Source organism: Alphaproteobacteria bacterium (assembly GCA_041396705.1).
Classification (GTDB): Bacteria; Pseudomonadota; Alphaproteobacteria; order CALKHQ01; family CALKHQ01; genus CALKHQ01.
This window is the reverse complement of the sequence record JAWKYB010000011.1, coordinates 1-23,943: the sequence shown is the minus strand read 5'-3', so window position 1 is coordinate 23,943 and position 23,943 is coordinate 1. Positions and strand designations below refer to the sequence as shown.

The following is a 23,943-nucleotide window of genomic DNA, read 5'->3' as shown; positions in this document are numbered from 1 at the left end:
CGCAACGTCCTTGAGGCGCGGATCGTCGCTTGCGACGAACCGGCGCCACCGCAGGGCTGGCGGCGACGCCGACGACCGGCTAGCGTGACGGCGCAGCCCGCAACGACCAGGATCGACGATGCAGTTCCGCCATGCCGAACAGGACCAGGACATCCGCGCGGCGGTCACACGCCTGTGTGCAGACTTCCCGGGCGAGTACTGGCGGGCGCTGGACCGCGAGCGCGCCTATCCGACCGCCTTCGTCGAGGCGCTGACCGGCGCCGGATATCTGGCCGCGCTGATTCCGGAATCCTATGGCGGCGCCGGGCTGGGCCTGGTCACCGCGGCGGCGATCCTGGAGGAGGTGCAGCGGTCCGGCGGCAATGCCGGCGCCTGCCACGCGCAGATGTACATCATGGGCCTGCTGCTGCGGCACGGCTCGGAGGCGCACAAGCGGCACTGGCTGCCGGCGATCGCCGACGGCTCGATCCGGCTGCAGGCGTTCGGCGTGACCGAGCCGACCAGCGGCACCGACACCACCGCGATCCGCACCACCGCCCGGCGCGACGGCGACCACTATGTCGTCGACGGCCAGAAGGTGTGGACGTCGCGCGCGGAGCATTCCGACCTGATGCTGCTGCTGGCGCGGACCACCCCGCGCGACCGGGTCGCCAAGCGGACCGACGGTCTGTCGGTGTTCCTGGTCGACCTGCGCGAGGCGCGCGGCAACGGCCTGGAGATCCGGCCGCTGCGCGCGATGATCAACCACGCCACCACCGAGATCTTCATGGACGGCCTGCGCATTCCCGCCGACAGCCTGGTCGGCGAGGAGGGGCGCGGCTTCCGCTACATCCTGTCCGGCATGAATGCCGAGCGCATCCTGATCGCGGCGGAATGCATCGGCGACGCGCGCTTCTTCATCGAGAAGGCGGTGGCCTATGCCAACGAACGGACGGTGTTCGGGCGGCCGATCGGCCAGAACCAGGGCGTGCAGTTCCCGATCGCGCGCGCCTATGCCCAGACCTGTGCCGCCGCGGCGATCGTCTACCAGGCCGCCGCGCTGTTCGACGCCGGCAAGGACGGCGGCGCCGACGCCAACATGGCCAAGCTGCTCGCCGCCGACGCGTCCTGGGCGGCGGCGGACATGTGCCTGCAGACCCATGGCGGCTTCGGCTTCGCCGAGGAATACGACATCGAGCGCAAGTTCCGCGAGACCCGCCTCTACCAGGTGGCGCCGATCTCGACCAACCTGATCCTGTCCTACCTGGCCGAGCATGTGCTCGGCCTGCCGCGCTCGTTCTGATGGCCGCGCCCGCGCAACCCGGCCCGCTGGATGGCCTGCTGGTCGTCGCGGTCGAGCAGGCCGTGGCCGCGCCCCTGTGCAGCAACCGGCTGGCCGCCGCCGGCGCGCGGGTGATCAAGGTCGAGCGGCCGGAGGGCGACTTCGCCCGCGGCTACGACCGGATCGTGCATGGCGAGAGCGCCTATTTCGTCTGGCTGAACCGCGGCAAGCAGTCTGCCGTACTCGACCTGCGCGAGCCCGCGGACCTTGCCTTGCTGCGCCGCATGATCGCCCGCGCCGACGTGCTGCTGCAGAACCTGAAGCCCGGGGCGCTGGACCGGCTCGGCCTCGGCCTCGATGCCCTGCGCCGTGCCCACCCCCGCCTGATCACCTGCACGATCACCGGCTATGGCGAGAGCGGGCCGATGGCCGAGCGCAAGGCCTACGACTTGCTGATCCAGGCCGAGAGCGGGCTGGCCTCGCTGACCGGCGGGCCGGAGGCGCCGGCGCGGGTCGGCGTGTCGGTCAGCGACATCGCCACCGGCATGTTCGCCTACGAGGCGATCCTGGAGGCCTTGATCCGGCGCGGCGTCACCGGCACCGGCGCGGCCATCGCCGTGTCGATGTTCGACGCCATGGCCGACTGGCTGACCGTGCCGCTGCTGCACGCCGAGCACGGCGCGCCGCCCAGGCGGATCGGCCTGAGCCATCCCAGCATCGCGCCGTACGGCGTGTTCCACGCCCGCGACGGCACGCCGGTGCTGATCTCGATCCAGAACCAGCGCGAGTGGCGCACGCTGTGCGCAGACGTGCTCGGCCGGCCGGCGATGGCCGACGAACCGCGCTATGCCGACGGCACCGCGCGGGTCGCCAACCGTGCCGCCCTCGACGCCGACGTCCAGCAGGCATTCGGCGCCCTCGATGCGCCTGCACTGACGGCGCGCCTCGATGCCGCCGGGATCGCCTTCGCCACCGTCAACGACATGGCGGGCCTGTCGCGGCACCCGCATCTGCGCCGCGCCGCCGTCGACACCCCGTCGGGACCGGTGGCGATGCCGGCACCGCCGGCGATTGTCGACGACAACGCCGCGCAGCCGGGGCCGGTGCCGGCGCTGGGCGCCGACACCGACCGGATCCGGGTCGAGTTCGCGGAGGATGGCGATGGCTGACGAAACCGCCGAGGTTGCCCGGTTCGCCGCGCACTGGCGCGGCAACGACGCACCCGAGCCGGTGCGCCGACGGGTGCGGCTGCTGCTGCTCGACGCGCTCGGCAGCGCCGTCCGCGCGCGCGCCGAGGCGGAGAGCACGCCGTCGATCGTCGCCGCGGCGCGTGCCGCCTTCGGCAGCGGCACCGCCCGCGTGGTCGCCGATCCCGGCGGCTATGCGCCGGCCGCCGCCGCGATGGTCAACGGTGCGCTGATCCACAGCCTGGACTTCGACGACACCCACGCGCGCTCCTCGCTGCACTGCGGTGCCGCGGTGATCCCGGCTGCGTTGGCCGCGGCGGAGCTGACCCCGGTGCCGATGGACCGGCTGTTGACCGCGATCGCGGTCGGCTTCGAGGTGCAGATCCGGCTGGGCCTCGCCGTCGACCCGCGCGCCCACTACGCCCGGGGCTTCCACCCGACCGCAACCTGCGGGGTGTTCGGTGCGGCAGCGGCCGCCGGCATCGTCCTCGGCCTCGACCCCGCGGCACAGGACTCGGCGTTCGGCGCCGCCCTCAGCCAGGCCGCCGGCTCGCTGCAGTTTTTGGAGAACGGCGCCTGGACCAAGCGCTTCCAGGTCGGCTGGGCCGCCGGCGCCGGCCTGGTCGCCGCCCTGCTGGCGCGCGAGGGCTTCATGGGTCCGAGCGCGGCCTTCGAGGGCCGCTTCGGCTTCCTCGCCGCCTATTCGCCGTCGGCGCAGCCGGCGGCCCTGCTCGCCGGCCTGGGCCGGGACTGGGAGACACTGGAGATCGCGGTCAAGCCCTATCCCTGCTGCCGCTACATCCATCCCGCGCTCGACGCGCTCGCCGTGCTGCGCGGGCGTCTCGGCATCGCCGACGGCGGCGACGTCGATGCCGTCGAGGTCGGGCTGCCGGAGCCGGCGATGCGTCTTATCGCCGAGCCGGCCGAGGCCAAGCGCAGCCCGCGCTCGGTGGTCGACGGCCAGTTCTCGATGCCGTTCTGCGGCGCGGTGATGCTGAGCCGCAGCGCGATGGGCTGGGACGACTACGCGCGCTGGCTCGGCAACCCGGACATCGACCGGCTGGCTCGGCGCTTCACCTGCGCGGTCGATCCCGAGGTCGACAGCCTGCCGCAGAACTTCGCCGCCCGGGTGACGGTGCGGCGCGGCACGACGGCGGCGACCGAGCTGGTGACCGTGCCCAAGGGCGAGCCGGCCAACTTCCTGACCGACGACGAACTGCGGGCGAAGTTCGCGCGCCTGGCCGAACCGGTGCTCGGCCCGGCGCGGACCGCCGGCCTGGCCGCCGCGGTTCTCGACGCCGCGGGCACCGCGCCGCTTGCGCTTACCGCATAGAGCGGCCGCACGGCGACCGGGGGCGATCCGGCCGGCGCGGGCGCGGATGGAACGTGTTGACAAGTTCCGGGCGCGGCACGTTAATCTTCCAGATGCGCGACCGTGCACGCAAAGCATTCTGACGGATCAGGCGAGGTGTTCGAGATGGGTTGCTGGTATCTGCGGCTGGCGGTCGGCGCGACCGCTGGAATTATGCTGTCCACTTCCGCCATTGCCGAAGTGGAGTCCACCGACCCCATAAAGCTGACCCTGCACGATTGGTCCGGCCAGCTGATCAATACGCAGATCATGGGCCGAATTCTTGAGAATGCCGGCTACAATATCGAATATGTCCAGGCGGATTACCTGGCGCAGTTCGCCGGCCTGAAGACGGGCGACCTGCACCTCGCCATGGAAATCTGGGCGACGACCGGCCAGGAAGCGCTGGACGAGGCGACGGCGACCGGCCAGGTGGTCAATGTCGGCGAGACCGGCCTGCAGGCGATCGAGGAGTGGTGGTACCCGCTCTACATGAAGGATCAATGTCCCGGACTGCCGGACTGGACCGCGCTGCTCGACTGCGCCGAGGCGTTCTCGACGCTGGAGACCGCGCCGAGCGGGCGCTATCTGTCCGGCCCGGTGACCTGGGGCGGCTTCGACGAGGAGCGGGTCGAGGCGCTGGGGCTCGATTTCGAGGTGGTCCACGCCGGCACCGATGCCGCGCTGTTCGCCGAGCTGGAGTCCGCCTATCAGCGGCAGGCGCCGATCATCCTGTGGGTCTACGTCCCGCACTGGGCGCCGGCGAAATTCCAGGGCGAGTTCGTCGAGTTCCCGCCGTACACCCCGGAGTGCTACACCGATCCGTCGGTCGGGCTGAACCCCGACATGGCCTACGACTGCGGCAAGCCGCGCGGCCCGATCTGGAAGGCGGCCTGGGCCGGGCTGCAGGACAAGTGGCCGGGCGCCTATGCCATCATCCAGGCCTACACGCTGACCAACGAGGAGATGAGCGCGATGGTCGCGGAGGTCGATCTCGACGGCAAGCCGGTCGACGAGGTGGTCGAGGCCTGGCTGGCCGCGAACGAGGACCGCTGGAAGGCCTGGATCGGGCAATAGGCCCGGACCCGGCCGCGACGGCGCGGCGCCGCCGGCCGCGGCGCCGTCCGCGCCGGCTGCCGCACCAGCCCGCGGACCGCGGATCCGGAGCCCGGGCCGATGCCCGCCCGACACAAGCTCAGCTGCCGCAGCCTGTGGAAGCTGTACGGCCCGAGCGCTGACTCCTTTTTGAGGACGCGCGCGGACCCGAGCGCGGACCGGATCGCGGCTGCCGGGCTGGTCGCCGCGGTCCGTGACGTCTCGATCGACATCGACGACGGCGAGATCTTCGTGATCATGGGCCTGTCGGGGTCGGGCAAGTCGACCCTTGTGCGCTGCCTGTCGCGGCTGGTGGAGCCCACCGCCGGGCAACTGTTCCTGGACGACACCGACCTGCTGAAGGTCGGCGACAAGGAGCTGATCGCGATCCGCCGGCACAAGATGGGCATGGTGTTTCAGCACTTCGCCCTGTTGCCGCATCTCACCGCGCTGCAGAATGTGGCATTCCCGCTGACCATCCAGGGCGTCAGCCGGGCGAAGGCCGAGGCCCGCGCGCACGCGGTGCTCGACCTGGTCGGCCTGACCGGGCGCGAGGGCAACTATCCGCGCGAACTGTCCGGCGGCCAGCAACAGCGGGTCGGCATCGCCCGCTCGCTGGCTGTCGAGCCGGAGCTGTGGTTCCTGGACGAGCCGTTCTCCGCGCTAGACCCGCTGATCCGGCGCGAGATGCAGGACGAGTTCCTGCGGCTGCAAGGCCTGCTGAAGAAGACCATCGTATTCATCACCCACGATTTCGACGAGGCGATCCGGCTGGCCGACCGGATCGCCATCATGCAGGACGGCGCGGTGATCCAGGTCGCGACGCCGGAGCAACTGGTGCTCGCGCCGGCGACCGACTATGTCGAGAAGTTCACCCGCCATATCCCGCGCGACAAGGTGTTGACCGTCGGCAGCGTCATGGCGCCGGCGAAAACCGGGTCCGGCCCCACTGTGCGGACCGATGCGACGATCGCGGAAGTCGCCGAGGCCGTCGTCGCGGCGGGAACCGCAACGGCGGTCGCCGACGAGACCGGGGCCATCGTCGGATCGATCGACCGCGACGCGGTGATCCGGGTGCTGGTCCAGCGCGGCGGCACGGCCTGACGTGGCGGCCCGGCGCCCGCTCGTCTGGCTGGCGGCGCTGGCGCTGACGATCCTGCTCTCGATCCAAGCCGGGCCCTGGGCGAAGGCGCTGGGGATCGAATGGCTGGTCGAGTATCCGGCCGCCTGGTCGCTGCCGCTGGCCGGCTATTTCTCGTCGGCGATGGACTGGCTGCTCGGTGCCTCGGTCGGGTCGGTCGGGTTCACCGACGTCACCCGTGGCATCGCTTGGCTGATCGAGCGGCCCTATGAGCTGGCGCTGGCGCTGCTCTCGTCCGGTTTCGTCGACGGCACCGGCGCCGACGCCGTCGAGATCGCGCCGCCGCTGAGCTGGATCGTGGTCACCGCGGGCGTCGCCTGCCTCGGCCACTATGCCCGCGACTGGCGCCTCGCCCTGCTGGTCGGCCTGTGCTTCCTGTACCTGGCGCTGTTCGGACAATGGCACAGCGCGATGGTGACGCTGGCCTCGGTGATCATCGCGGTGCCGATCGGAGTCGCCGGCGGGCTCGCGCTCGGCATCCTGGCCTACCGGCACCCGCTGTTCGACCGCATGCTGGTGCCGCTGCTCGACCTGATGCAGACCATCCCGATCTTCGCCTATCTGGTGCCGATCCTGTTCATGTTCGGCTTCGGGCCGGTGTCGGCGCTGGTGGCGACGATCATCTACGCCATGCCGCCGATGGTGCGCGTCACCACGCTGGCGCTGCGCGGGGTCGACCCGGAGCTGAAGGACTTCGGCGCGATGGCCGGCTGCACCCGGCGGCAAATGACCTGGCGCATCCTGGTGCCGTCGGCCAAGGAGCGGCTGATGCTCGGCGTCAACCAGGTCATCATGCTGGCGCTGAACATGGTCATCATCGCCTCGATGATCGGCGCCGGCGGGCTCGGCTTCGACGTGCTGGCGGCGATGCGCCGGCTCGACATCGGCGCCGGCTTCGAGGCCGGCATCGCGATCGTCGTGCTCGCCACGGCGATCGACCGCCTCAGCCAGGCCTTCGCCCGGCGGGCCGGCGGCGCGGCCGGCGCCGGCCGGAATGCCAATGTCCTGCTGCGCTACCCGCGCACCGCGATCGTCGCGCTGATGCTGCTCCTCACGCTGGCCGCAGGACGGGTGCTGCCGTTCCTGCAGACCTATCCTGAAGCCGCCTACCTGACCACCGGGGCGTTCTGGAACGACGCCGTCAGCCATGTGAACGTGAACTACTTCGACGACCTCGAGGCGGTGAAGGTCGCGTTCCTGACCTACCTGCTGCTGCCGATCAAGCAGTTCTTCCTCGGCATTCCCTGGCCGCTGGCGCTGGCGCTGATCGCGGCGATCGGCTGGCGCTGCGGCGGCTGGCGGCTTGCCGCGACCTGCGCGGCGATGGCCACCTTCGTGTTGGTCGTCGGCCTTTGGGAGAAGGCGATGATCACCGTCTATCTGTGCGGGGCGTCGGTGCTGGTGGCGGTCGCGATCGGCGTGCCGCTCGGCATGTGGGCGGCGGTCAGCCGGCCGGTGGGTCAGGTCATGGGCGTCGTGCTCGACACGCTGCAGACGCTGCCCAGCTTCGTCTATCTGATCCCGGTGGTGATGCTGTTCCGTGTCGGCGACTTCACCGCGATGATCGCGATCGTGCTCTATGCCCTGGCGCCGGCGATCCGCTATGCCGCACACGGCATGCGCAACGTCAGCCCGGAGATCGTCGAGGCCGGGATCGCCGCCGGCTGCACGCCGCGCCAGATCCTGACCCGGATCAGGCTGCCGCTGGCGTTGCCGGAAATCCTGCTCGGCATCAACCAGACCATCATGCTGGCGATCTCGATGGTGGTGATCACGGCCCTGGTCGGCACCCGCGACCTCGGCCAGGAGGTCTACATCGCCCTGACCAAGGCCGACACCGGCCGCGGCATCGTCGCCGGGCTGTGTGTCGCCTTCATCGCCATGATCGCCGACCGCCTCGTGTCCGCCGGCGCCCGCAAGGCCAGGCTGCGCTATGGTCTGGCGAGGCCGGCCGGAGAATAGCGCCGCGCCGGGCAGGCGGCGGCGCTATCCCTCCTCGGCCGCCCGCGCCGCCTCGGTCTCCACGGCCACCACCGCCAGACAGTCGCCCATGGCGATCATGCCGGGGAAGTGACGGGCGACGACGATGCCGTCGATCCTGGCGCGATAGACCTCCGGCGGCGAACCGGTGCGGTCGATGCGATGGACCTGGGCGATCGGGGTGCCGGCATGCACCGCCGTGCCGAGATCGACCAGGGGCTCGACCAGGCCGTCGTTGACGCTGGCAACGAAACAGTCGTCGGACGGCATGTCGAGCCACCGGCTCGGCGCGCGCGTCGGCTGGCCCTCCAGCAACCCGATGTGAATCAGCACGTTGCGGATGCCGCGTTTGGCGATGCCCACCGTCTCCGCCCGCAGCGTGCCGCCGCCGCCGAGCTCGGTGGTCACGAAGACCTTGCCCATCGCCTCCGCCGCCGTGTCGTACATGCCGACGCTGTCGAGCTCCAGCATGCGGGCCGAAAACGGCGCATTGAACGCATCCACCGCCGCCAGGGCCCGCCCCTCCTGCGTCTTGTCGTCCAGCGCGTGCGTGGCCGCGAAGGAGACGAACTCCAGGGTGCGCCCGCCCGAATGAATGTCGAGCACGAGATCCGCCATCGGCAGCAATGCGCGCTGAAAATAGTCGGCGATCTTCTGGGTCACCGTGCCGTCGGGCCGACCGGGGAAACTGCGGTTCATGTTGCCGCCGTCGATCGGCGAAGTGCGGCGCGCGGCCTTGAACGCGGGGTAGTTCATCGCGGGCACGATGATGACGCGGCCGGACACGGCACCCGGGTCGAGCGTGTGTGCGAGGTCGAACAGCGCCGCCGGTCCCTCATACTCGTCGCCGTGGTTGCCGCCGCTCAGCAGCGCGGTCGGGCCCGGTCCATTGCGCACCACGGCGACCGGGATCATGATCATCCCCCAAGCCGACAGGTCGTGGCTGTAGGGCAGCTTGAGGAATCCGTGCTGCTTGCCGTCGGCGTCGAAGTCGACGGTCGCCGTGATCGGCGTCCGGATCGTCTCGCGTATCGCCTCGACCGGGCGCACCGGCTTCAATCCTTCACCGTCAGCCGCCGCGGCACGTCGGCCAGGGTCTCAACCCCGGTTTCGGTGATATGGATGCTCTCGGTGATTTCCATGCCCCAGTCCTGCTGCCACAAGCCGGTCATGAAATGGAACGTCATGCCAGGCTCGAGCGTCGACCTGTCGGCACGCCTGAGGCTCATGGTGCGCTCGCCCCAGTCGGGCGGGTAGCTCAAGCCGATGGCATAGCCAGCGCGGTTGTCCTTCTCGATCCCGTTGCGTGCCAGCACGTCGAAGAAGGCGGCGGCGATGTCGCCGCAGCTGTTGCCCGGACGGGCCGCCTGCAGTCCGGCATCGAGCCCCTCGAGCACGGCCTTCTCTGCGTCCAGGATCTTCTGCGGCGGCTTGCCGAAGAACATCGTGCGCGACAGCGGGCAGTGATAGCGGCGGTAGCAGCCGGCGACCTCGAAGAAGGTTCCCTCCCCGCCGCGCAGCGGCTTGTCGTCCCAGGTCAGGTGCGGCGCCGCCGCATCGGCGCCCGAGGGCAACAACGGCACGATCGCCGCATAGTCGCCCCCGGCGTCCGGGGTGCCGCGCACGGCGGCAGCGAGGATGCCGGCGACCAGGTCGCACTTGCGCATGCCGGGCTCGGCGGTCTCCTCGATATAGCCGTGCATCCGTTCGACGATGCGCGCCGCCGTGCGCATGTAGGCCAACTCCTGCGCCGACTTCACCGCCCGGCACCAGTTGACCAGCCCGGTCGCGTCGACCAGCCGCGCGTTCGGCAGGTGGCGCACGAGCGCGGCGTGGGCGGCGGCGCTGTAGTAGTAGTTGTCCATCTCGACGCCGATCGCCTTGGCGCCCCAGCCGCGATCGGCGATCAGGCCGGCCAGCACGTCCATCGGATGGCGTTCGGTCGACTGCACATAGTGGTCCGGATAGCCGACGACCCGGTCGTGGTCCATGAACACCGTGCGGACGGCGCCGGCGGCGTCCTGGCCGCGGCCGAACCAGATCGGGTCTTCCGCCAGCGGCAGCAGCACGCCCTGGTGCACGTAGAAGGACCAGCCGTCATAGCCGGTCAGCCAGTGCATGTTGGATGGGTCGGCCACATAGAGCAGCTCGACGCCCGCGCGTTCCATCGCGGCGCGCGCCTTGGCCAGTCGGGCCGCATATTCGGCCCGGGTGAAATTGAGTGCGCTCTCCGGCAATCGGCTCATGACATCCTCAGTCGGTCTCGAAAATCGTTCCGGCGCGGGCTGCCTGCGCGCGTTCGCGCGCCAGCGTCGCGATCGCCGTGTCCTGAACCCCAGTGCCGGTGAGATCGCACACCGTCAGGGCGGCGTCGGACACGCGACCCGGCGCGGCGCCCGAGACGACCTCACCCAAGGTCGGATATCCCGCGTCGGCCGCGACCGCGCCTGCCGCGATGGCATGGTGCAGCTCGCCCAGCCGCCGCACCTGGTCCACGCTGTCGGCGACGTAGAGATCGGCGCCGACGACGACCGCCGGCTCCAGCTCGTTCTTGTGCTCCGCGTCGGAGCCCATCGCGGTCACGTGCTGGCCCGGTTGCAGCCACTCCGCCTTGAGGATCGGCGCCGTGGCCGGCGTCGTGGTCACCACGATATCCGCCCGTGCCACCGCTGTTGCCGGATCGGTGGCCGCATCGACAGGCAGTCCCAGCCGCTGTGCCAGCGCGGCCGCCTTTGCCGCGGCCTTGCCTGCGTCGCGGGCCCAGAGCGTCGCCGCGCGGATCGGCCGGACCAGGGTCAGCGCCTCCAGCTGCAGTCCCGCCTGCACCCCGGCGCCGAGGATCGCCACGGTGGACGCGTCACGGCGCGCGAGCGCGTCCGCCGCGACCGCACCGGCTGCGGCAGTGCGCACGTCGGTCAGGTAGCCGTTGTCCAGCAGCAGCGCCTCGACCAGGCCGGTCCGCGCGCTGAACACCGCCATCAGGCCGTTGACGCTCGGCAGACCCAGCTTCGGGTTGTCGAAGAATCCTGGGCTGATCTTGATCGCGAAGCTTTCGAGCCCCGGCACGTAGGCCGTCGTCACGTCGACCTCGCCCCTGCGGTCGACGACGTCGAGCCGGAGGATCGGCGGCATCACCACCCTGCCGCCGGCCAGCGCCGCGAACGCGGCGGCGACGCAGTCGACCGCGGCCAGGTCGAGCGGGACCAGCCCGCGCAACTGGCTCTCGGTCAGGATGGTGATCGCCGCCATCTCAGCCCGCGCCGCCCACGTCCGGCGTTTCGCCGTCGATGATCCTGCGGTGGAGCGCCATGTCGATGTTGCGGCCGCAACACAGCACCACGGCCGGCCCGGCGAGGCGCAGCCTGCCGGCGAGCAACGCCGCGATGCCGACGGCGCCCGAGCCTTCGATCACTTCCTGCTCGCACGCATAGGCATGACGGATGCCCGCGGCGATCTCCGTCTCGTCCACCAGCACGATGTCGTCGACCAGCGCCTGGACCAGGCCGAAGGTGTAGCGGTTGTCGAGACCGATGCCGCCGCCCAGGGAATCGGCCAGTGTCGGCAGCTCCTCGACCTGGACCGGTCGGCCGGCCGCGATGCTGGCGTGCATCGCCGCGCCGCGGCGCATGCTGACCCCGAGGATGCGGATCGCCGGGTTCAGCGCCTTGGCCATCAACGCCACGCCGGAAACGAGGCCGCCGCCGGACACCGGCACCACCAGGGTCGCGGTGTCCGGCGCGTCCTCCAGCACCTCCAGGGCCAGCGTGCCCTGGCCGGCGATGATGTCGCGATGGTCGAAGGGCGGCAGCATCACCCTTTGTTCGGCGCGGACCAGGGTCTCGGCCCGCTCCTGCGCCTCGTCCTGGGACCGCCCGCCGATTGCGACTTCTGCGCCGAGGGCGCGGATCGCATCGACCTTGTTGGCCGGCACCAGCTCGGACATGAAGATGGTGCAGCGCGCGCCGACAGCCTTGGCGGCATGGGCCAGCGCCCGGCCGTGGTTGCCGGTGGATACGCCGACGATGCCGCGCGCTCGCTCCGCCTCGGACAGGCTGGCGACCGCATTGGTCGCGCCGCGGAGCTTGAAGCTGCCGGTGATCTGCTGCTGCTCCCATTTGACCGCGACGGGAACGCCGGCCCGTTCGGAGAGGCTGGGCGACGCCCGCAGCGGCGTGCGGGCGACCACGCCGGCGATCCGTCCGCGGGCCCGCAGCACGTCGGCGGGCGACAACGCGTCGGCGATCCGCGCGACACTCATGCCGCGGCGCGCCCCGGGAGCGGCAGGCGCATCAGGCGGCCGCCGGCATCCGCTGGCGGGGAAACACCGGCGAGATTGAGCGTCTGCCAGATGCCAGCCTGGTTGCTGGTGACCACCGGCCGGCCGATGCGCTGCTCGATCCGGTCGGCGACGTCAAAGGCACGCAGGGCCGTGCAGGACAGGAACAGCCCATCGTCGTCGTCGCGGATCGTGCGTTCCGCCGCCGCCACGATGGCGTCGCCGGTCAGCCGCGCCATGGCGCGATCGTCCTCCAGTCCGAAGCAGGCCGCTCCGCCGACTTCGATCCCGCGCGCCTCGAAATAGGCCGCCACGTCGGCCGTCACCGTGTGCGAGTAGGGTGTGAGCAGTGCCACGCGGTGCAGACGGAGGGCCGCGAAAGCCAGCAGCGCCGCGCCGGTCGGGGTGACGGCGGGCACGCCGCTCTTCGCGCTGCGGATGGCGTTCACCACCGCGTCGTCGCCGATCTCGACCGATGCGGCCGTGCACGCGAAATAGACCGCATCCAGCGTCTCGCCGGGCAGGATCAGATCGGTACCGGTGGCCAGGCGCGGCGCCATCTCGCGCAGGTTCTCCGGCGTCGTCGGGTTGGCGTAGGCGATGCGGGCGCAATGGACCGCGACGCCCAACGGCACGCAGACGCGCTCGAAGTCGCGCTCGGTGGTGTGGTCGGTGGCGAGCAGCAGCAGGCCGATCCGCGTGCGGCTCGGACGCTCGTCGAAAGCCGCGATGTCGGCCAGCGAAGCGATCGGGCGCGTCACCACGGCGGCCTCATCGCTCACGTCGCGCATATCGTCGCTCCAGACGCCTGAGGGCGATCACCGAGGGCACGCTGATCGCGAGGAAGAAGGCGCCGACCAGGGTCATGGGTTCCAGGTAGCGGTAGTTGAAGTTGGCGACGCTCTTGGCCTGGTTCATCAGTTCCAGCACCGTGATTGCCGACAGCAGCGGCGTTTCCTTGAACATCGCGATGAAATAGTTTGCGAGTGCCGGGATCATCGGCGGAATCGCCTGCGGAATCACGATATGTCGCCAGGTCTGGCCGACCGACAGGTTCACCGCCTTGGCCGCTTCCCATTGGCCGCGCGGCAGATTGTCGATGCCGGTGCGGTAGACCTCGGCCGTGTAGGTTCCGTAGTGGACGCCGAGCCCGATCACGCCGGCCAGCAGCGGGCTGAGGGTCAGCCCGACGTCCGGCAGGATGAAGAACAGGAAGTAGAGCTGCACCAGCAGCGGCGTGCCGCGGATGAAGTCGAGCACGAACCCGGCCGGCAGCGCCACGAGACGGTTCGGCGACCGCCGGACGATGGCGAAGCCGAGCCCGAGCGCCATGGCCAGCGCCGATCCCAGCAGCGTCGCCTCGATGGTGACGATCACGCCGTCGATCAGCGTCGGCATGATCTCCCAGACGAACGACCACTTCCAGTCCACGGCCTATCTCCGCGTCACGTCGAGGCCGCGCGACAGGTGTCGCTCGAGGCCGCGGACGCTGTAGGTGATGACCATCGCAATGGCGAAGTACAGCACCAGGATGGACAGGAACGGGACGGCGGTATTGCCGGTCTGCTGGCGTACCACCTGGGCCTGGAACGTCATGTCGGCGAGCGATATGAGCGACACGACCGCCGTGCCCTTCAGCAGCTCGATCGCGTTGTTGCCGAAGGTCGGCAGCATCAGCAGGAAGGCCTGGGGCAGCACCACGTGGCGCAGGCGCTGCCAGCGCCCGAGGTTCAGCGCCGTGCACGCCTCGTACTGCTCGCGCGGCACCGACAGGATCGCCCCGCGCACCACCTCGGCACCGTAGGCACCGACATTGAGGCCGAGGGCGAGCACGCCGGCCTCGATCGGCTCCAGCGGGATGCCGAACAACGGCAGCACGAAATAGGCCCAGAACAGCTGGACGAACACCGACGTGCCGCGGAAGAACTCGATATATGCCGTCGCAGCCGCCCGCAGCACGAAGAACCGCGACAGGCGCCCGAGCCCGGCGATGAACGCCATGGCCAGGGCGAGCGCGCAGCCGAACACCGTCAGCTGCAGCGTGACCCAGAAGCCGTCCACGATCAGGCCGAGATAGCCGGACCATTGCTCCATGCGCCTGTTCCCTGCGGCGGCGCGGCCGCGTGCGGTGCCGCACGCGGCCGCCCCTCAGCGGTGGAGGGTCAGTTCGGCTCGCCGCACAGGGTTTCGCGGCTGGTCATGCCCGGCGCCTCGCCCGAGAAGCCGTAGGGCTCGACGATGGCGGCGAACTCACCGCTTTCCTTCAGCGCCGCCAGCTCGGCGTCATAGGCGTCGCGGAACGCCGCGTCGTCGGCATTGAAGGCGGCGCCGGCACAATAGACCGGCGTGCCGGCGATCGGCGCCACCATCTCGAGATCCGGGTCGTCGGCCGTCGCCAGCAGCGCGGATATCGACAGGATCGGCAGCGCGTAGACGTCGATGCGGCCGTCCTGCAGCATGGCGATGCCGCTCTGGGCATCCGGCACCACGATGACCCGGTCGCGCGGCACGCCGGCCTCGAGCGCCAGGCGCTCCTCGGTGCCGCCGCCCGGCGCGCCGACCCGCGCGCTGTCGCTTGCCGCGATGTCCTCATAGGTCATCAGGCCGAGCGGATTGCCGGCCTTGACCGCGAACGATTCCGCGTCGCACAGGTCCGGCTCCGAGAAGATCACCGCCTCGCAGCGCTCGGGCTTGATGAACAGCCCGGCGGTGACCAGGTCGAAGCGCCGCGCCTGCAGCCCCGGGATCATCGCGCCATATTCGGAGATCGACGCGACCACCTCTTCGATCCCCAGGCGCGCCAGCACCGCCTTGGCCACCTCGGGCGCCGCGCCAGTGACCGTGCCGTCGGCATTCACCTGCGTCCATGGCGGCTCGTTGGCGATGGCGATGCGGGCGAAGCCCTGCTCCTGCAGCCGCGCCAGCGTGTCCTGCGCCTGCGCCGCGCCGGTGCCGAGGCCGATGCCCGCGGCGAGCGCCGTCGCCCATGCCGCGCGGGACAGCGCCCCGCAGAGTGTCGATGCCTGTGCCATTTCCGGAACCCTCCGTCTGTGATGTGTCGTGTTCGTGGCCGGGTTGCTCCCGGCCTGTCGTTCTGAGCCCATACGCCCCGGTCAGATCCGCTGGCCGGAGGCGATGACCTTGCGCAGGAAGGTGCGGGTGCGCTCCTCCTGCGGATCGGAAAAGATCTGCGCCGGCGGACCGCTTTCGACGATGCGGCCCTGATCGAAGAACAGCACCCGGTCGGCGAAGTCGTGGGCGAAGCTCATCTCGTGGGTGACCAGCAGCATCGTCATGTCGGTCTCCTCGCCGAGCCTGCGCATGACGTTGAGCACCTCCTCGACCAGTTCCGGGTCGAGCGCCGAGGTGACCTCGTCGAACAGCATCACCTTCGGCTGCAGCGCGAGCGCGCGCGCGATCGCGACCCGCTGCTTCTGGCCGCCGGAGAGCTGGGCGGGCATGGCGTCCGCCTTCTCCTCCATGCCCACCATCTTCAGCAGCGCCATCGCCCTGGCTTCGGCCTCGGCCCTTGGCGTGCCCTGGGTCAGCATCGGCGCCAGCGTCACGTTGCGCAGCACCGACTTGTGCGGGAACAGGTTGAACAGCTGGAAGACCATGCCGATCTTCTTGCGCATCCTGTGCAGGTACGCCTCGTTCGCCGGCACCAGCCCGCCGGCGCCGGGCATGTGCCACAGCGGTTCCCCGTCGACATAGACGGCGCCGCCGTTCAGCGTCTCCAGCGTCATCAGGATGCGCAGCACCGTGGTCTTGCCGGAACCGCTGGGCCCGATCAGCGCCAGCTTCTCCGCCGGCTTCGCCGCGAAGCAGAGCTCGTCGAGCACGGTGAGGTTGCCGAACCGCTTGGTGACGCGATCGAGGCGGATCATCGCGTCGCCGTCCGGCGCAGGGCCGGCCTCGCGCCCGTCGGTCTCCCCTCGCATAGCCAGAACGGCATCGGCCATCCGCTGCTTTCCCCCGAGCAGGCGTCGGATTTCGCTATCGATACAATCCAGCCTGCGAGGCCAAAACAATCATGTCAATCGCATTATTGGATCAGTACATTTCGATCATAGCCCGAACATTGCCGGCGCCGGCTCCTCGTCGTACAGCGCGCGCAGGATCGCCAGCGCACGGCGAAGGTCCGGCTCGGGCGCCGGCCCCAGGCTGACCCGGACGCTGTTCGGCGCCTGCCCCGGTTCGGTGACGAAGGCCGAGGCCGGCGCGACGGCGACGCCCTGCTGCCTGAGCTGCAGGATGAACGGCTCGCTGGTCCACGGCGGCACGAGGTCAAGCCACAGGTGCAGCCCGTGCCGGTTCGCGCGGAACGGCAGGCCCGCCAGTTCGGTCATCGCGATCGCGTGGCGCGCTTCCAGGGCCTTGCGCTGGCGCACCACCATCTCGTCCGCGGTGCCGTCCTCGATCCAGCGCTTGACCACCTCAAAGACCAGCGGGACGGCCGACCAGTTGCTGGCAAGGTTGCGCTTGGCCGCGTCGGTGTGCAGCCCGGGCGGCGCCACCAGCAGCCCGGCCCGCAGCCCGGGCAGCATGATCTTGGTGAAGCTGGTGATGTAGAACACCCGATCCGGCGCCATCGCGGCAAAGGGCGGCGGCCGGTCGGCGACCAGCGGCCCCCATGCATCGTTCTCGATGACGCGCACCCGGTAGCGCGCGGCCACGTCGAGCAGCGCTCGCCGGCGCTGGGTCGTCACGGCGATCCCCTGCGGGTTGGCGCAGGAGGGCGTGACGAACAGCGCCGCAACCGGTTCGGCTCGGCACGCCGCCTCGAATGCGTCCGGAAGCATGCCGTCGTCGTCGCCGGCGATGCCGACCAGCCGCCGACCGAGGTATTTGCACAGGTGCACCAGCATGTGATGGCCGATGGCCTCGGTCGCCATCGTCCCGCCCGGCGGCACCGCGGTCTGGATCGCGACGCTCATCGCCGGCGTGGCACCTGCGGTCAATTGGATTTGGTCGGCGTGCGCCGTCACGCCGCAGACTGCGAGCCAGCGCTGCGCACACGCCAGATAGGGCGCCAGCGCCGTCCCCGGCCGGAACGAGAAGAACGCGGATTCCGGTGCGGACCCAGCCACGTCCGCCAGCGTCTCGCGCATCCGCGCGTCGTGCCAGGGGGTCAGGACCTGCTTCAGGATCGACAGGTCGATCAGGCCGGAACCGAAACTGCTTTCGATGAACGGATAGCCCGGATCGGGCCGGCCGGCTCCGACATAGGTACCGCTGCCGACCCGCCCGGTCAGGATGCCGTCGCGCTCCAGCAGGTTGTAGGCGCGGCTGACGGTCTGCACGCTCAGGCCCAGCGCGTGCGCCAGCGCACGGTGGGGCGGCAGCCGCGCGCCGGGAACCAGCCGCCCCTCCTCGATCGCACGGCGGATTTCGCCTGCCAGCGACAGGAAGAACGGCCGCGTCAGGCGATCCGATTCCGGGCACCACATTGTCATGATCCAACCTTGGTGAAATTCATGACAATTGACAACGACCATGAGGCCACGCACCGTTCCGGCCATGCGCCACGACCGGCTCGACCCGACGGACGTTCGAATTCTGGCCGCCGTGCAGAAGGAAGGCCGGCTGTCGAAGACGGCGCTCGCCGCCCGCGTGAACCTGTCGCCGTCCCCCTGCTGGACCCGCCTGCGCCGGCTGGAGCAGAGCGGCCTGATCCGCGCCTACCGCGCCGAGATCGCGCTGGAGCGCATCGCGCGCTTCGCCTCGATCCTGGTCGAGGTCACGCTCAAGCAGCACCGCTATGAGGATTTCCAGCGCTTCGAGACGGCGATCGCCGGCGAGGAGGCGGTGGTCGAGTGCTACGCCATCGGCGGCGGAATCGACTACCTGCTGAAGGTGATCGTGCCGGACATCGACGCCTATCAGGCGCTGATCGACGGTCTGCTGCAGCGGCGGATCGGGATCGACCGCTATTTCACCTATGTGGTGACCCGCACGGTCAAGCGTGGCCACCAGCCCCCCGTCGGCCTGGTCGCCCGCAGCTGAATCATGCGGCGCGCCCGCCGCGTCGCACGCCGCGTCGCACGCGGGACGATCGGTCCGCGTCCGCGGCAAACGCGGTCCGATCGGTCCGTCGAGCGGGGCAAATCGGGCCGGCACCGCATCGTGAAGCCCGCATGCTCGCACCACGTGCCCGCACCATCCGGAGACGACGCCTCGATGGCCCAACCGGCTGCGCAGACCGCCTGCGCGAAACGCGCGATCCTCTGCGACCCCACGCTCCTGCGTCACCAGGGCTATGTCGACGGAGCCTGGACCGACGGCAGCGGCGCCGCGCCCTTCGCCGTCACCGATCCGTCGGACGGGGCCGTCGTCGGCACGGTCGCCGCGCTGAGCGCCGGCGACACGGCGGTGGCCATCGCAGCCGCCCGGCGGGCTTTCGCGGACTGGCGACGGAGCCTGCCGGCCGCACGCGGCCGCACGCTCGCGGCCTGGCACAGCCACATGCTGGCGGCGCGCGACGATCTCGCCCGCCTGATCGTGCTTGAACAGGGCAAGCCGCTGGCCGAGGCGCAGGGCGAGGTCGACTATGCCGCCGACTTCGTGGCGTGGTATGCGGCGGAGGCCGAGCGCATCGGCGTGGAATCGATCGCCAGCCCGTTCGCCGATGCGGTCACCGAGCTGCGGCGCGAGCCGGTCGGCGTGGCGGCCCTGCTCACCCCGTGGAACTTCCCGCTGGCGATGATCACGCGCAAGGCCGCCGCGGCCCTGGCCGCCGGCTGCACCGCCGTCGTCCATCCCTCGTGCGAGGCGCCGTTCAGCGCCCTGGCGCTGGCCGAGCTTGCCGACCGGGCCGGGCTGCCGGCCGGCACCTTCAACGTCGTCCCCGGCGCTCCGGGCGAGATCGGCCCTGCGCTGTGCGGCCATCCCGACATTCGGGCGGTCAGCTTCACCGGATCGACCGAGGTCGGCCGCCTGGTCGCAGCGCAGTGCGCGGCGACCGTGAAGACGACGATCCTGGAGCTCGGCGGCCATGCACCGTTCGTCGTCTGCGCCGACGCCGACCTCGACGCTGCGGTCGACGCCGCGATGCCGGCGAAGTTCGCCACCTCGGGCCAGGACTGCCTTGCCGCCAACCGCTTCCTGGTCCACCGCACGCTCTACGACCCGTTCGTCGCCCGCTTTGCCGAGCGCATGCAGGGGCTGACCGTCGGCCACGGCTTCGCGCCGGGTGTCGACATCGGGCCGCTGATCAACGCCCGTGCCGTCGCCAAGGCCGAGGCCCACGTCGCCGATGCGGTCGAGCGCGGGGCCCGGCTGGTGACCGGCGGCGCGCGCCACCGGGCCGGCGCGCAGTTCTTCCAGCCGACCTTGCTCGCGAACGTGCCGCCGGAGGCGCTGATCTGGCGCGAGGAGACGTTCGCTCCGGTCGCGGCCGTCGCGGCGTTCGATGACGATGACACGGCGATCCGCATCGCCAACGACACCGTTCACGGCCTCGTCGCCTATGTCCACGCCCGCGCGCCGGAGCGGATCGAGCGCTTCCAGCGCGAGCTCGACTACGGCATGGTCGCCGTCAACCGCACCAAGCTGACCGGCGCCCCGGTGCCCTTCGGCGGCGTCAAGCAATCCGGTCTCGGTCGCGAAGGCGGCCGGCACGGCCTGGAGGCGTTCACCGTGCTCAAGTACATCTGCCGGCAGGGCGCATGATCGCGCGCCACGCTGCGCCGCAGCGCGCGCCCGGTCCGCGCCCGACTTGCATGACCTTCGGCCCGCATCCGGCCCGCAGCGGCGCCGCGCCAGAATGAGGAGGAGACGAGATGACTGAGACCGGGCACGCCCAGCGCGCCAACCGCGATATGCTGGAGGTGTGGGACCGCGACCACTTCTTTCATCCGTCGACCTCAATGTCCGCGCACAGCCGCGGCGACACGCCGGCCCGCGTCGTCACCGGCGGCGACGGGGTGTGGATCACCGACCGCGACGGCAGGCGCAGCCTCGACGCCTTCGCCGGCCTCTACTGCGTCAACGTCGGTTACGGCCGCACCGAGATCGCCGACGCCATCGCCGAGCAGGCGCGCAAGCTCGCCTACTACCACGCCTATGTCGGCCACGGCACCGAGCCCGCGATCACGCTGGCGCGCATGATCTGCGAGCGCGCCCCCGCCGGCCTCAACCACGTCTATTTCGGCCTGTCCGGCTCCGATGCCAACGAGACCAACATCAAGCTGGTCTGGTACCTGAACAACGTGCTCGGCCGGCCGCAGAAGAAGAAGATCATCAGCCGCCTGCGCGGCTACCACGGCTCCGGCCTGATCACCGGCAGCCTGACCGGCCTGCCGCTGTTCCACGACGCCTTCGACCTGCCGCTGGACCGGGTGCTGCACACCGATGCCCCGCACTATTTCCGCCGGGCCGACCGCAGCCAGTCCGAGGAGGAATTCGCCCAGGCCTGCGCCGACAGCCTCGAGGCGCTGATTCAGCGCGAGGGGCCCGACACCGTCGCCGCCTTCATCGCCGAACCGATGCTCGGAACCGGCGGCATCGTGCCGCCGCCCGCCGGCTATTGGCCGAAGATCCAGGCGACGCTGAAGCGCCACGACATCCTGTTGATCGCCGACGAGGTAGTCACCGGCTTCGGCCGGCTGGGCACGATGTTCGGCAGCGAGCGCTACGGGCTCGACCCCGACCTCGTCACCGTCGCCAAGGGCCTGACCAGTGCCTATGCGCCGCTCAGCGGGGTGATCGTCCACGACCGGATCTGGGACGTGCTCGAGCAGGGCTCGGACAAGCTCGGCCCGATCGGTCACGGCTGGACCTACTCGGCCCATCCGCTGTGCGCGGCCGCCGGCGTCGCCAATCTTCGGCTGATCGACGAACTGGATCTGCTCGCCAACGTAAGGGCGATCGGTCCGTATCTGCTCGACGGCTTGCGCAGCGCACTGGCGGACCACGCCATGGTCGGCGAGGTGCGCGGCGACGGCCTGCTGGCGGCGGTCGAGTTCTGCGCCGACAAACGGACGGGGGCGCTGTTCGATCCGGCGAAGAAGGTCGGCCCGCGGGTGGCCGCGGCCCTCGCCGCCCGCGGCGTGCTCGGCCGGGCGATGCCGCATGGCGACATCCTTGGCTTTGCGCCGCCGCTATGCCTCGGCCGGGACGATGCGGACCGGATCGTGTCGGCGAGCGCGGAGGCGGTCGACGAGGTCGCCGCGTAAGCGTCCGGTCTGACCGGCCCGCGGCTTGAGCCGCCGGGCGCCAACGCTCAGCTGGGCCGACCGTTACGCCAGGGCATCAGGTCATCGAGTTCGGTGACCTTGTGGTCGGCGATGCGGGCGAGGACATCGGCGAGCCAAGCCTGGGGGTCGGCGCCGTTGAGCTTGGTGGTCTCGATCAGGGTGTAGGCGACGGCGGCGGAGCGGCCACCGGCGGGCGAGCCGGCGAACAGCCAGTTCTTACGACCGAGAGCGACACCGCGCATGGCGCGCTCGGCCGCGTTGTTGTCGATCTCGAGGATGCCGTCGTCGAGATAGGGGCGGAGCCGCTGCAGCCTGGAAAGCGCATAGCGGATGGCGCCGGCGAGCGGGGTCTTGGCGGAGATGGCGCCGCGCTGCGCCGTGAGCCAGGCCTCGAGGTCGTCGAAGACGGGGCGGGCTTTCGCCTGCCTGATCCTTGCCCGTTCGTCCGGCGGCCGGCCGCGAGCCTCCGCCTCGACGGCGTAGAGCGCAGCGATCCGCTCGAGCGCCTCGGCGGCGATGGCCGAGGCCTGGGACTGGTGGACGTCGACGAACTTGCGCCGGACATGGGCCATGCAGGCGACCTCGGTGACCCTGCCCGAGCGGTAGATCTCCTCGAAGCCGGCATAGCCGTCGGCGTGCATCCAGCCGTCATAGTCGGCCAGATGCGCCGCCGGATGCTCGCCCTTGCGGTCGAGGGTGAACCGGTACCAAGCCGCCGGCGGTGCCGCGCCGGCCCAAGGGCGCTCGTCGCGGACGTAGGTCCACAGCCGCGCGGTGTGCGTCCTGCCGGTGCCGGGCACCTGCAGTCTCACCGGCGTGTCGTCGGCGAAGATCGCTTGGCCCGCCAGCACGTGGCGGCCGACCGCGTCGGCCAGCGCCGCCAACAGCGCGGTGGAGCGCCCGACCCAGTCGGCCAGCGTCGAGCGGTCGAGATCGATGCCGTCGCGGGCGAAGATCCGGCTCTGGCGGTAGAGCGGCAGGTGATCGGCGTACTTGGAGACCAGCACTTGGGCCAGCAGCCCCGGGCCCGGGCGGCCGCGCTCGATCGGTCGCGACGGCAGCTCGGCCTGGTGGAACGCCTCGCAACCGGCGCAGGCCATGCGCGGGCGCACGATCCGGTTCACCACGAAGCGGGCGGGGACGTACTCCAGCTCCTCGGTGACGTCCTGGCCGACCCGCTTCAGCCGCCCGCCGCACGCCGGGCAGGCTTCGCCCCCGCCAGAGACAGGGGGCAGCACCGTCTCATGGCGCGGCAAGTGATCGGGCAGCGGCAGCCGCTTCGGCTTGCGCTTCTCGCCGGCGGCGACGGGCTGCCGCTCGGCCGGGGCGTCCACGGCCTGCGCGATCTCCGCCTCTTCCAGGGTTAGCTCCAGCTGGTCGAGGCTCTCCGACCGCGCCCCGAACCGGTAGCGCCGGAGCCCGGCCAGCTGGTGCCTGAGCTTCTCGATCAGCAGGTCGCGAGAGCGCAGCTCGGCGTCCTTCGCCGCGATCTCCGCCTCCCGCGCCGCCAGCAGCGCCCGCAGGCTGTCCAGCTCGGAGATGGCGGCGCTGCCCTCGGTCATGCCCCAAGGGTAAAAGCGCCTGGCCGATTCGCGGAATCAGCGCGGCCGAGTCACTTCGTCTCACCCGGTCGTCAGCGGCCGCCAAGTGCGGAGAGGGGCCCGCCAGTCGATCCCCTCCAACAGCATCGACAGCTGCGCCGCGCTGATCACCACCCGGCCAGCCGCCACCGACGGCCACACGAACCGCCCGCGCTCCAGACGCTTGGCGAACAGGCACGCCCCCTGGCCGTCCCACCAGATCACCTTGACCAGGTCGCCGCGCCGGCCGCGGAACACGAAAAGGTGGCCCGAATACGGGTCCGCGCGCAGCACCTTCTCCGCCTGCGCCGCCAGGCCCACGAATCCCTTGCGCATGTCCGTCACCCCGCCGGCGAGCCAGATCCGCGTCGTCGCCGGAACCGGGATCACGCGCTCAGGCCCCGCACCAGGCGGCACACCGCGTCGGCATCGAACGGACCCGACACCGTGAGACGATGGCCGTTGGCCAGCGCGATCTCGATCCTACTCTCCGGGGGCCGCTGCTCGGTGCAGGATGGCGTCGCCTCGGCGACGACCTCCACCGGCAGGAACCGGCAGGCCGCCTCGTCCTCGACCTTGAAGCGGGGATCGCGCAGCCACTTGAACACAAGGTTGGCGTTCACGTCGTAGCGCCGCGCCACCTGCGACACCGAGACCCCCGGCACACGCGCCTGTGCCACGATCCGCTGCTTCTCGTCATCCGCCCACAACCGACGTCGGCGCCGCGCCATCCTTCACCCCGATAGTGTCCACTATCGATGGTGGACACTATCGCCCGCCATCAGTCCCAGCAGGCGGGATCGGCACCGAGGGCACAAGGTCAGTCAGGCCGGACGCTTACGCTGCCGCGGCGGCTGGAGGCGATCCGGCGCATG

22 protein-coding genes are annotated in these 23,943 nt (G+C 70.7%); 9 read left to right on the top strand and 13 right to left on the bottom strand.

The window, feature by feature from the left end:
• The first annotated feature begins 118 nt into the window (after nucleotides 1-118).
• From R3F55_16105 to R3F55_16080, 6 genes are all read left to right on the top strand, one after another.
• Nucleotides 119-1,282, top strand: coding sequence for an acyl-CoA dehydrogenase family protein (locus R3F55_16105; protein ID MEZ5668929.1), 1,164 nt, complete (start codon nucleotides 119-121; stop codon nucleotides 1,280-1,282).
• Entirely contained in the window at nucleotides 1,282-2,430 is a 1,149-nt protein-coding gene (locus R3F55_16100) for a CaiB/BaiF CoA-transferase family protein (protein MEZ5668928.1), read from the top strand. The genes R3F55_16105 and R3F55_16100 overlap by 1 nt, the downstream gene beginning before the upstream one ends.
• A complete protein-coding gene (locus R3F55_16095) occupies nucleotides 2,423-3,781 on the top strand; it encodes an MmgE/PrpD family protein (protein ID MEZ5668927.1) in 1,359 nt (452 codons plus the stop codon). The genes R3F55_16100 and R3F55_16095 overlap by 8 nt, the downstream gene beginning before the upstream one ends.
• Nucleotides 3,782-3,973: 192 nt before the next feature.
• Nucleotides 3,974-4,876 (top strand): ABC transporter substrate-binding protein, encoded by a 903-nt coding sequence (locus R3F55_16090; GenBank protein MEZ5668926.1) that lies wholly within the window; start codon nucleotides 3,974-3,976, stop codon nucleotides 4,874-4,876.
• Between the two features lie 99 nt (nucleotides 4,877-4,975).
• Nucleotides 4,976-5,998 (top strand): betaine/proline/choline family ABC transporter ATP-binding protein, encoded by a 1,023-nt coding sequence (locus R3F55_16085; GenBank protein MEZ5668925.1) that lies wholly within the window; start codon nucleotides 4,976-4,978, stop codon nucleotides 5,996-5,998.
• A 49-nt stretch (nucleotides 5,999-6,047) separates the two neighbouring features.
• Entirely contained in the window at nucleotides 6,048-7,997 is a 1,950-nt protein-coding gene (locus R3F55_16080) for an ABC transporter permease subunit (GenBank protein ID MEZ5668924.1), read from the top strand.
• A 24-nt stretch (nucleotides 7,998-8,021) separates the two neighbouring features.
• On the opposite strand, the gene doeB is transcribed toward R3F55_16080, so the two are convergent.
• The 10 genes from doeB to R3F55_16030 form a co-directional block, all read right to left on the bottom strand.
• The gene (doeB, locus tag R3F55_16075) at nucleotides 8,022-9,047 is read right to left on the bottom strand and encodes a N(2)-acetyl-L-2,4-diaminobutanoate deacetylase DoeB (GenBank protein MEZ5668923.1); all 1,026 of its coding nucleotides are present in this window, start codon (nucleotides 9,045-9,047) and stop codon (nucleotides 8,022-8,024) included.
• 23 nt (nucleotides 9,048-9,070) lie between these two features.
• Nucleotides 9,071-10,261 carry an ectoine hydrolase DoeA gene (doeA, locus tag R3F55_16070; GenBank protein MEZ5668922.1) on the bottom strand — a complete coding sequence of 397 codons (1,191 nt, stop codon included), beginning with the start codon at nucleotides 10,259-10,261 and terminating at the stop codon, nucleotides 9,071-9,073.
• 7 nt (nucleotides 10,262-10,268) lie between these two features.
• Nucleotides 10,269-11,264: an ectoine utilization protein EutC gene (gene eutC / locus R3F55_16065; GenBank protein ID MEZ5668921.1), complete on the bottom strand. Its 996-nt coding sequence runs from the start codon at nucleotides 11,262-11,264 to the stop codon at nucleotides 10,269-10,271.
• A gap of 1 nt (nucleotide 11,265) precedes the next feature.
• Entirely contained in the window at nucleotides 11,266-12,273 is a 1,008-nt protein-coding gene (gene eutB / locus R3F55_16060; GenBank protein MEZ5668920.1) for a hydroxyectoine utilization dehydratase EutB, read from the bottom strand.
• On the bottom strand, nucleotides 12,270-13,073 hold the full coding sequence (locus R3F55_16055; protein MEZ5668919.1) for an aspartate/glutamate racemase family protein: 804 nt from the start codon (nucleotides 13,071-13,073) through the stop codon (nucleotides 12,270-12,272). Before R3F55_16055 ends, eutB begins: the two co-directional genes overlap by 4 nt.
• Nucleotides 13,063-13,722 (bottom strand): ectoine/hydroxyectoine ABC transporter permease subunit EhuD, encoded by a 660-nt coding sequence (gene ehuD, locus R3F55_16050; protein MEZ5668918.1) that lies wholly within the window; start codon nucleotides 13,720-13,722, stop codon nucleotides 13,063-13,065. Before ehuD ends, R3F55_16055 begins: the two co-directional genes overlap by 11 nt.
• Nucleotides 13,723-13,725: 3 nt before the next feature.
• Entirely contained in the window at nucleotides 13,726-14,385 is a 660-nt protein-coding gene (ehuC, locus tag R3F55_16045; GenBank protein MEZ5668917.1) for an ectoine/hydroxyectoine ABC transporter permease subunit EhuC, read from the bottom strand.
• 68 nt (nucleotides 14,386-14,453) lie between these two features.
• Complete coding sequence (gene ehuB, locus R3F55_16040; GenBank protein MEZ5668916.1) at nucleotides 14,454-15,323, bottom strand: ectoine/hydroxyectoine ABC transporter substrate-binding protein EhuB; 870 nt, start codon at nucleotides 15,321-15,323, stop codon at nucleotides 14,454-14,456.
• A gap of 81 nt (nucleotides 15,324-15,404) precedes the next feature.
• Entirely contained in the window at nucleotides 15,405-16,178 is a 774-nt protein-coding gene (gene ehuA, locus R3F55_16035) for an ectoine/hydroxyectoine ABC transporter ATP-binding protein EhuA (GenBank protein ID MEZ5668915.1), read from the bottom strand.
• 180 nt (nucleotides 16,179-16,358) lie between these two features.
• Nucleotides 16,359-17,747: a PLP-dependent aminotransferase family protein gene (locus R3F55_16030; protein MEZ5668914.1), complete on the bottom strand. Its 1,389-nt coding sequence runs from the start codon at nucleotides 17,745-17,747 to the stop codon at nucleotides 16,359-16,361.
• A 40-nt stretch (nucleotides 17,748-17,787) separates the two neighbouring features.
• On the opposite strand from R3F55_16030, the gene R3F55_16025 reads away from it, so the two are divergent.
• From R3F55_16025 to R3F55_16015, 3 genes are all read left to right on the top strand, one after another.
• Complete coding sequence (locus R3F55_16025; GenBank protein MEZ5668913.1) at nucleotides 17,788-18,297, top strand: Lrp/AsnC family transcriptional regulator; 510 nt, start codon at nucleotides 17,788-17,790, stop codon at nucleotides 18,295-18,297.
• A 174-nt stretch (nucleotides 18,298-18,471) separates the two neighbouring features.
• Nucleotides 18,472-19,962 (top strand): NAD-dependent succinate-semialdehyde dehydrogenase, encoded by a 1,491-nt coding sequence (locus tag R3F55_16020; GenBank protein MEZ5668912.1) that lies wholly within the window; start codon nucleotides 18,472-18,474, stop codon nucleotides 19,960-19,962.
• Between the two features lie 110 nt (nucleotides 19,963-20,072).
• Nucleotides 20,073-21,467, top strand: a complete 1,395-nt coding sequence (locus R3F55_16015) for an aminotransferase (GenBank protein ID MEZ5668911.1) — start codon at nucleotides 20,073-20,075, stop codon at nucleotides 21,465-21,467.
• Between the two features lie 47 nt (nucleotides 21,468-21,514).
• On the opposite strand, the gene R3F55_16010 is transcribed toward R3F55_16015, so the two are convergent.
• The 3 genes from R3F55_16010 to R3F55_16000 are packed head-to-tail and all read right to left on the bottom strand — an operon-like array spanning nucleotide 21,515 to nucleotide 23,748.
• Complete coding sequence (locus R3F55_16010) at nucleotides 21,515-23,050, bottom strand: IS66 family transposase (GenBank protein ID MEZ5668910.1); 1,536 nt, start codon at nucleotides 23,048-23,050, stop codon at nucleotides 21,515-21,517.
• A gap of 60 nt (nucleotides 23,051-23,110) precedes the next feature.
• Nucleotides 23,111-23,458, bottom strand: coding sequence for an IS66 family insertion sequence element accessory protein TnpB (tnpB, locus tag R3F55_16005; protein MEZ5668909.1), 348 nt, complete (start codon nucleotides 23,456-23,458; stop codon nucleotides 23,111-23,113).
• Complete coding sequence (locus R3F55_16000; GenBank protein MEZ5668908.1) at nucleotides 23,455-23,748, bottom strand: transposase; 294 nt, start codon at nucleotides 23,746-23,748, stop codon at nucleotides 23,455-23,457. The genes tnpB and R3F55_16000 overlap by 4 nt, the downstream gene beginning before the upstream one ends.
• Nucleotides 23,749-23,943: the final 195 nt, after the last annotated feature.

What these genes read in the sequence shown, in the direction of transcription:
- R3F55_16085 (MEZ5668925.1), top strand. Translation starts at nt 4,976, where the DNA reads ATGCCCGCCCGACACAAGCTCAGCTGCCGCAGCCTGTGGAAGCTGTAC.
- ehuC (MEZ5668917.1), bottom strand. Translation starts at nt 14,385, where the DNA reads ATGGAGCAATGGTCCGGCTATCTCGGCCTGATCGTGGACGGCTTCTGG.
- R3F55_16090 (MEZ5668926.1), top strand. Translation starts at nt 3,974, where the DNA reads ATGCTGTCCACTTCCGCCATTGCCGAAGTGGAGTCCACCGACCCCATA.
- R3F55_16105 (MEZ5668929.1), top strand. Translation starts at nt 119, where the DNA reads ATGCAGTTCCGCCATGCCGAACAGGACCAGGACATCCGCGCGGCGGTC.
- R3F55_16015 (MEZ5668911.1), top strand. Translation starts at nt 20,073, where the DNA reads ATGACTGAGACCGGGCACGCCCAGCGCGCCAACCGCGATATGCTGGAG.
- eutB (MEZ5668920.1), bottom strand. Translation starts at nt 12,273, where the DNA reads ATGAGTGTCGCGCGGATCGCCGACGCGTTGTCGCCCGCCGACGTGCTG.
- doeA (MEZ5668922.1), bottom strand. Translation starts at nt 10,261, where the DNA reads ATGAGCCGATTGCCGGAGAGCGCACTCAATTTCACCCGGGCCGAATAT.
- ehuB (MEZ5668916.1), bottom strand. Translation starts at nt 15,323, where the DNA reads ATGGCACAGGCATCGACACTCTGCGGGGCGCTGTCCCGCGCGGCATGG.
- R3F55_16030 (MEZ5668914.1), bottom strand. Translation starts at nt 17,747, where the DNA reads ATGACAATGTGGTGCCCGGAATCGGATCGCCTGACGCGGCCGTTCTTC.
- R3F55_16025 (MEZ5668913.1), top strand. Translation starts at nt 17,788, where the DNA reads ATGAGGCCACGCACCGTTCCGGCCATGCGCCACGACCGGCTCGACCCG.
- eutC (MEZ5668921.1), bottom strand. Translation starts at nt 11,264, where the DNA reads ATGGCGGCGATCACCATCCTGACCGAGAGCCAGTTGCGCGGGCTGGTC.
- R3F55_16010 (MEZ5668910.1), bottom strand. Translation starts at nt 23,050, where the DNA reads ATGACCGAGGGCAGCGCCGCCATCTCCGAGCTGGACAGCCTGCGGGCG.
- R3F55_16020 (MEZ5668912.1), top strand. Translation starts at nt 18,472, where the DNA reads ATGGCCCAACCGGCTGCGCAGACCGCCTGCGCGAAACGCGCGATCCTC.
- R3F55_16100 (MEZ5668928.1), top strand. Translation starts at nt 1,282, where the DNA reads ATGGCCGCGCCCGCGCAACCCGGCCCGCTGGATGGCCTGCTGGTCGTC.
- R3F55_16095 (MEZ5668927.1), top strand. Translation starts at nt 2,423, where the DNA reads ATGGCTGACGAAACCGCCGAGGTTGCCCGGTTCGCCGCGCACTGGCGC.
- ehuA (MEZ5668915.1), bottom strand. Translation starts at nt 16,178, where the DNA reads ATGATCCGCCTCGATCGCGTCACCAAGCGGTTCGGCAACCTCACCGTG.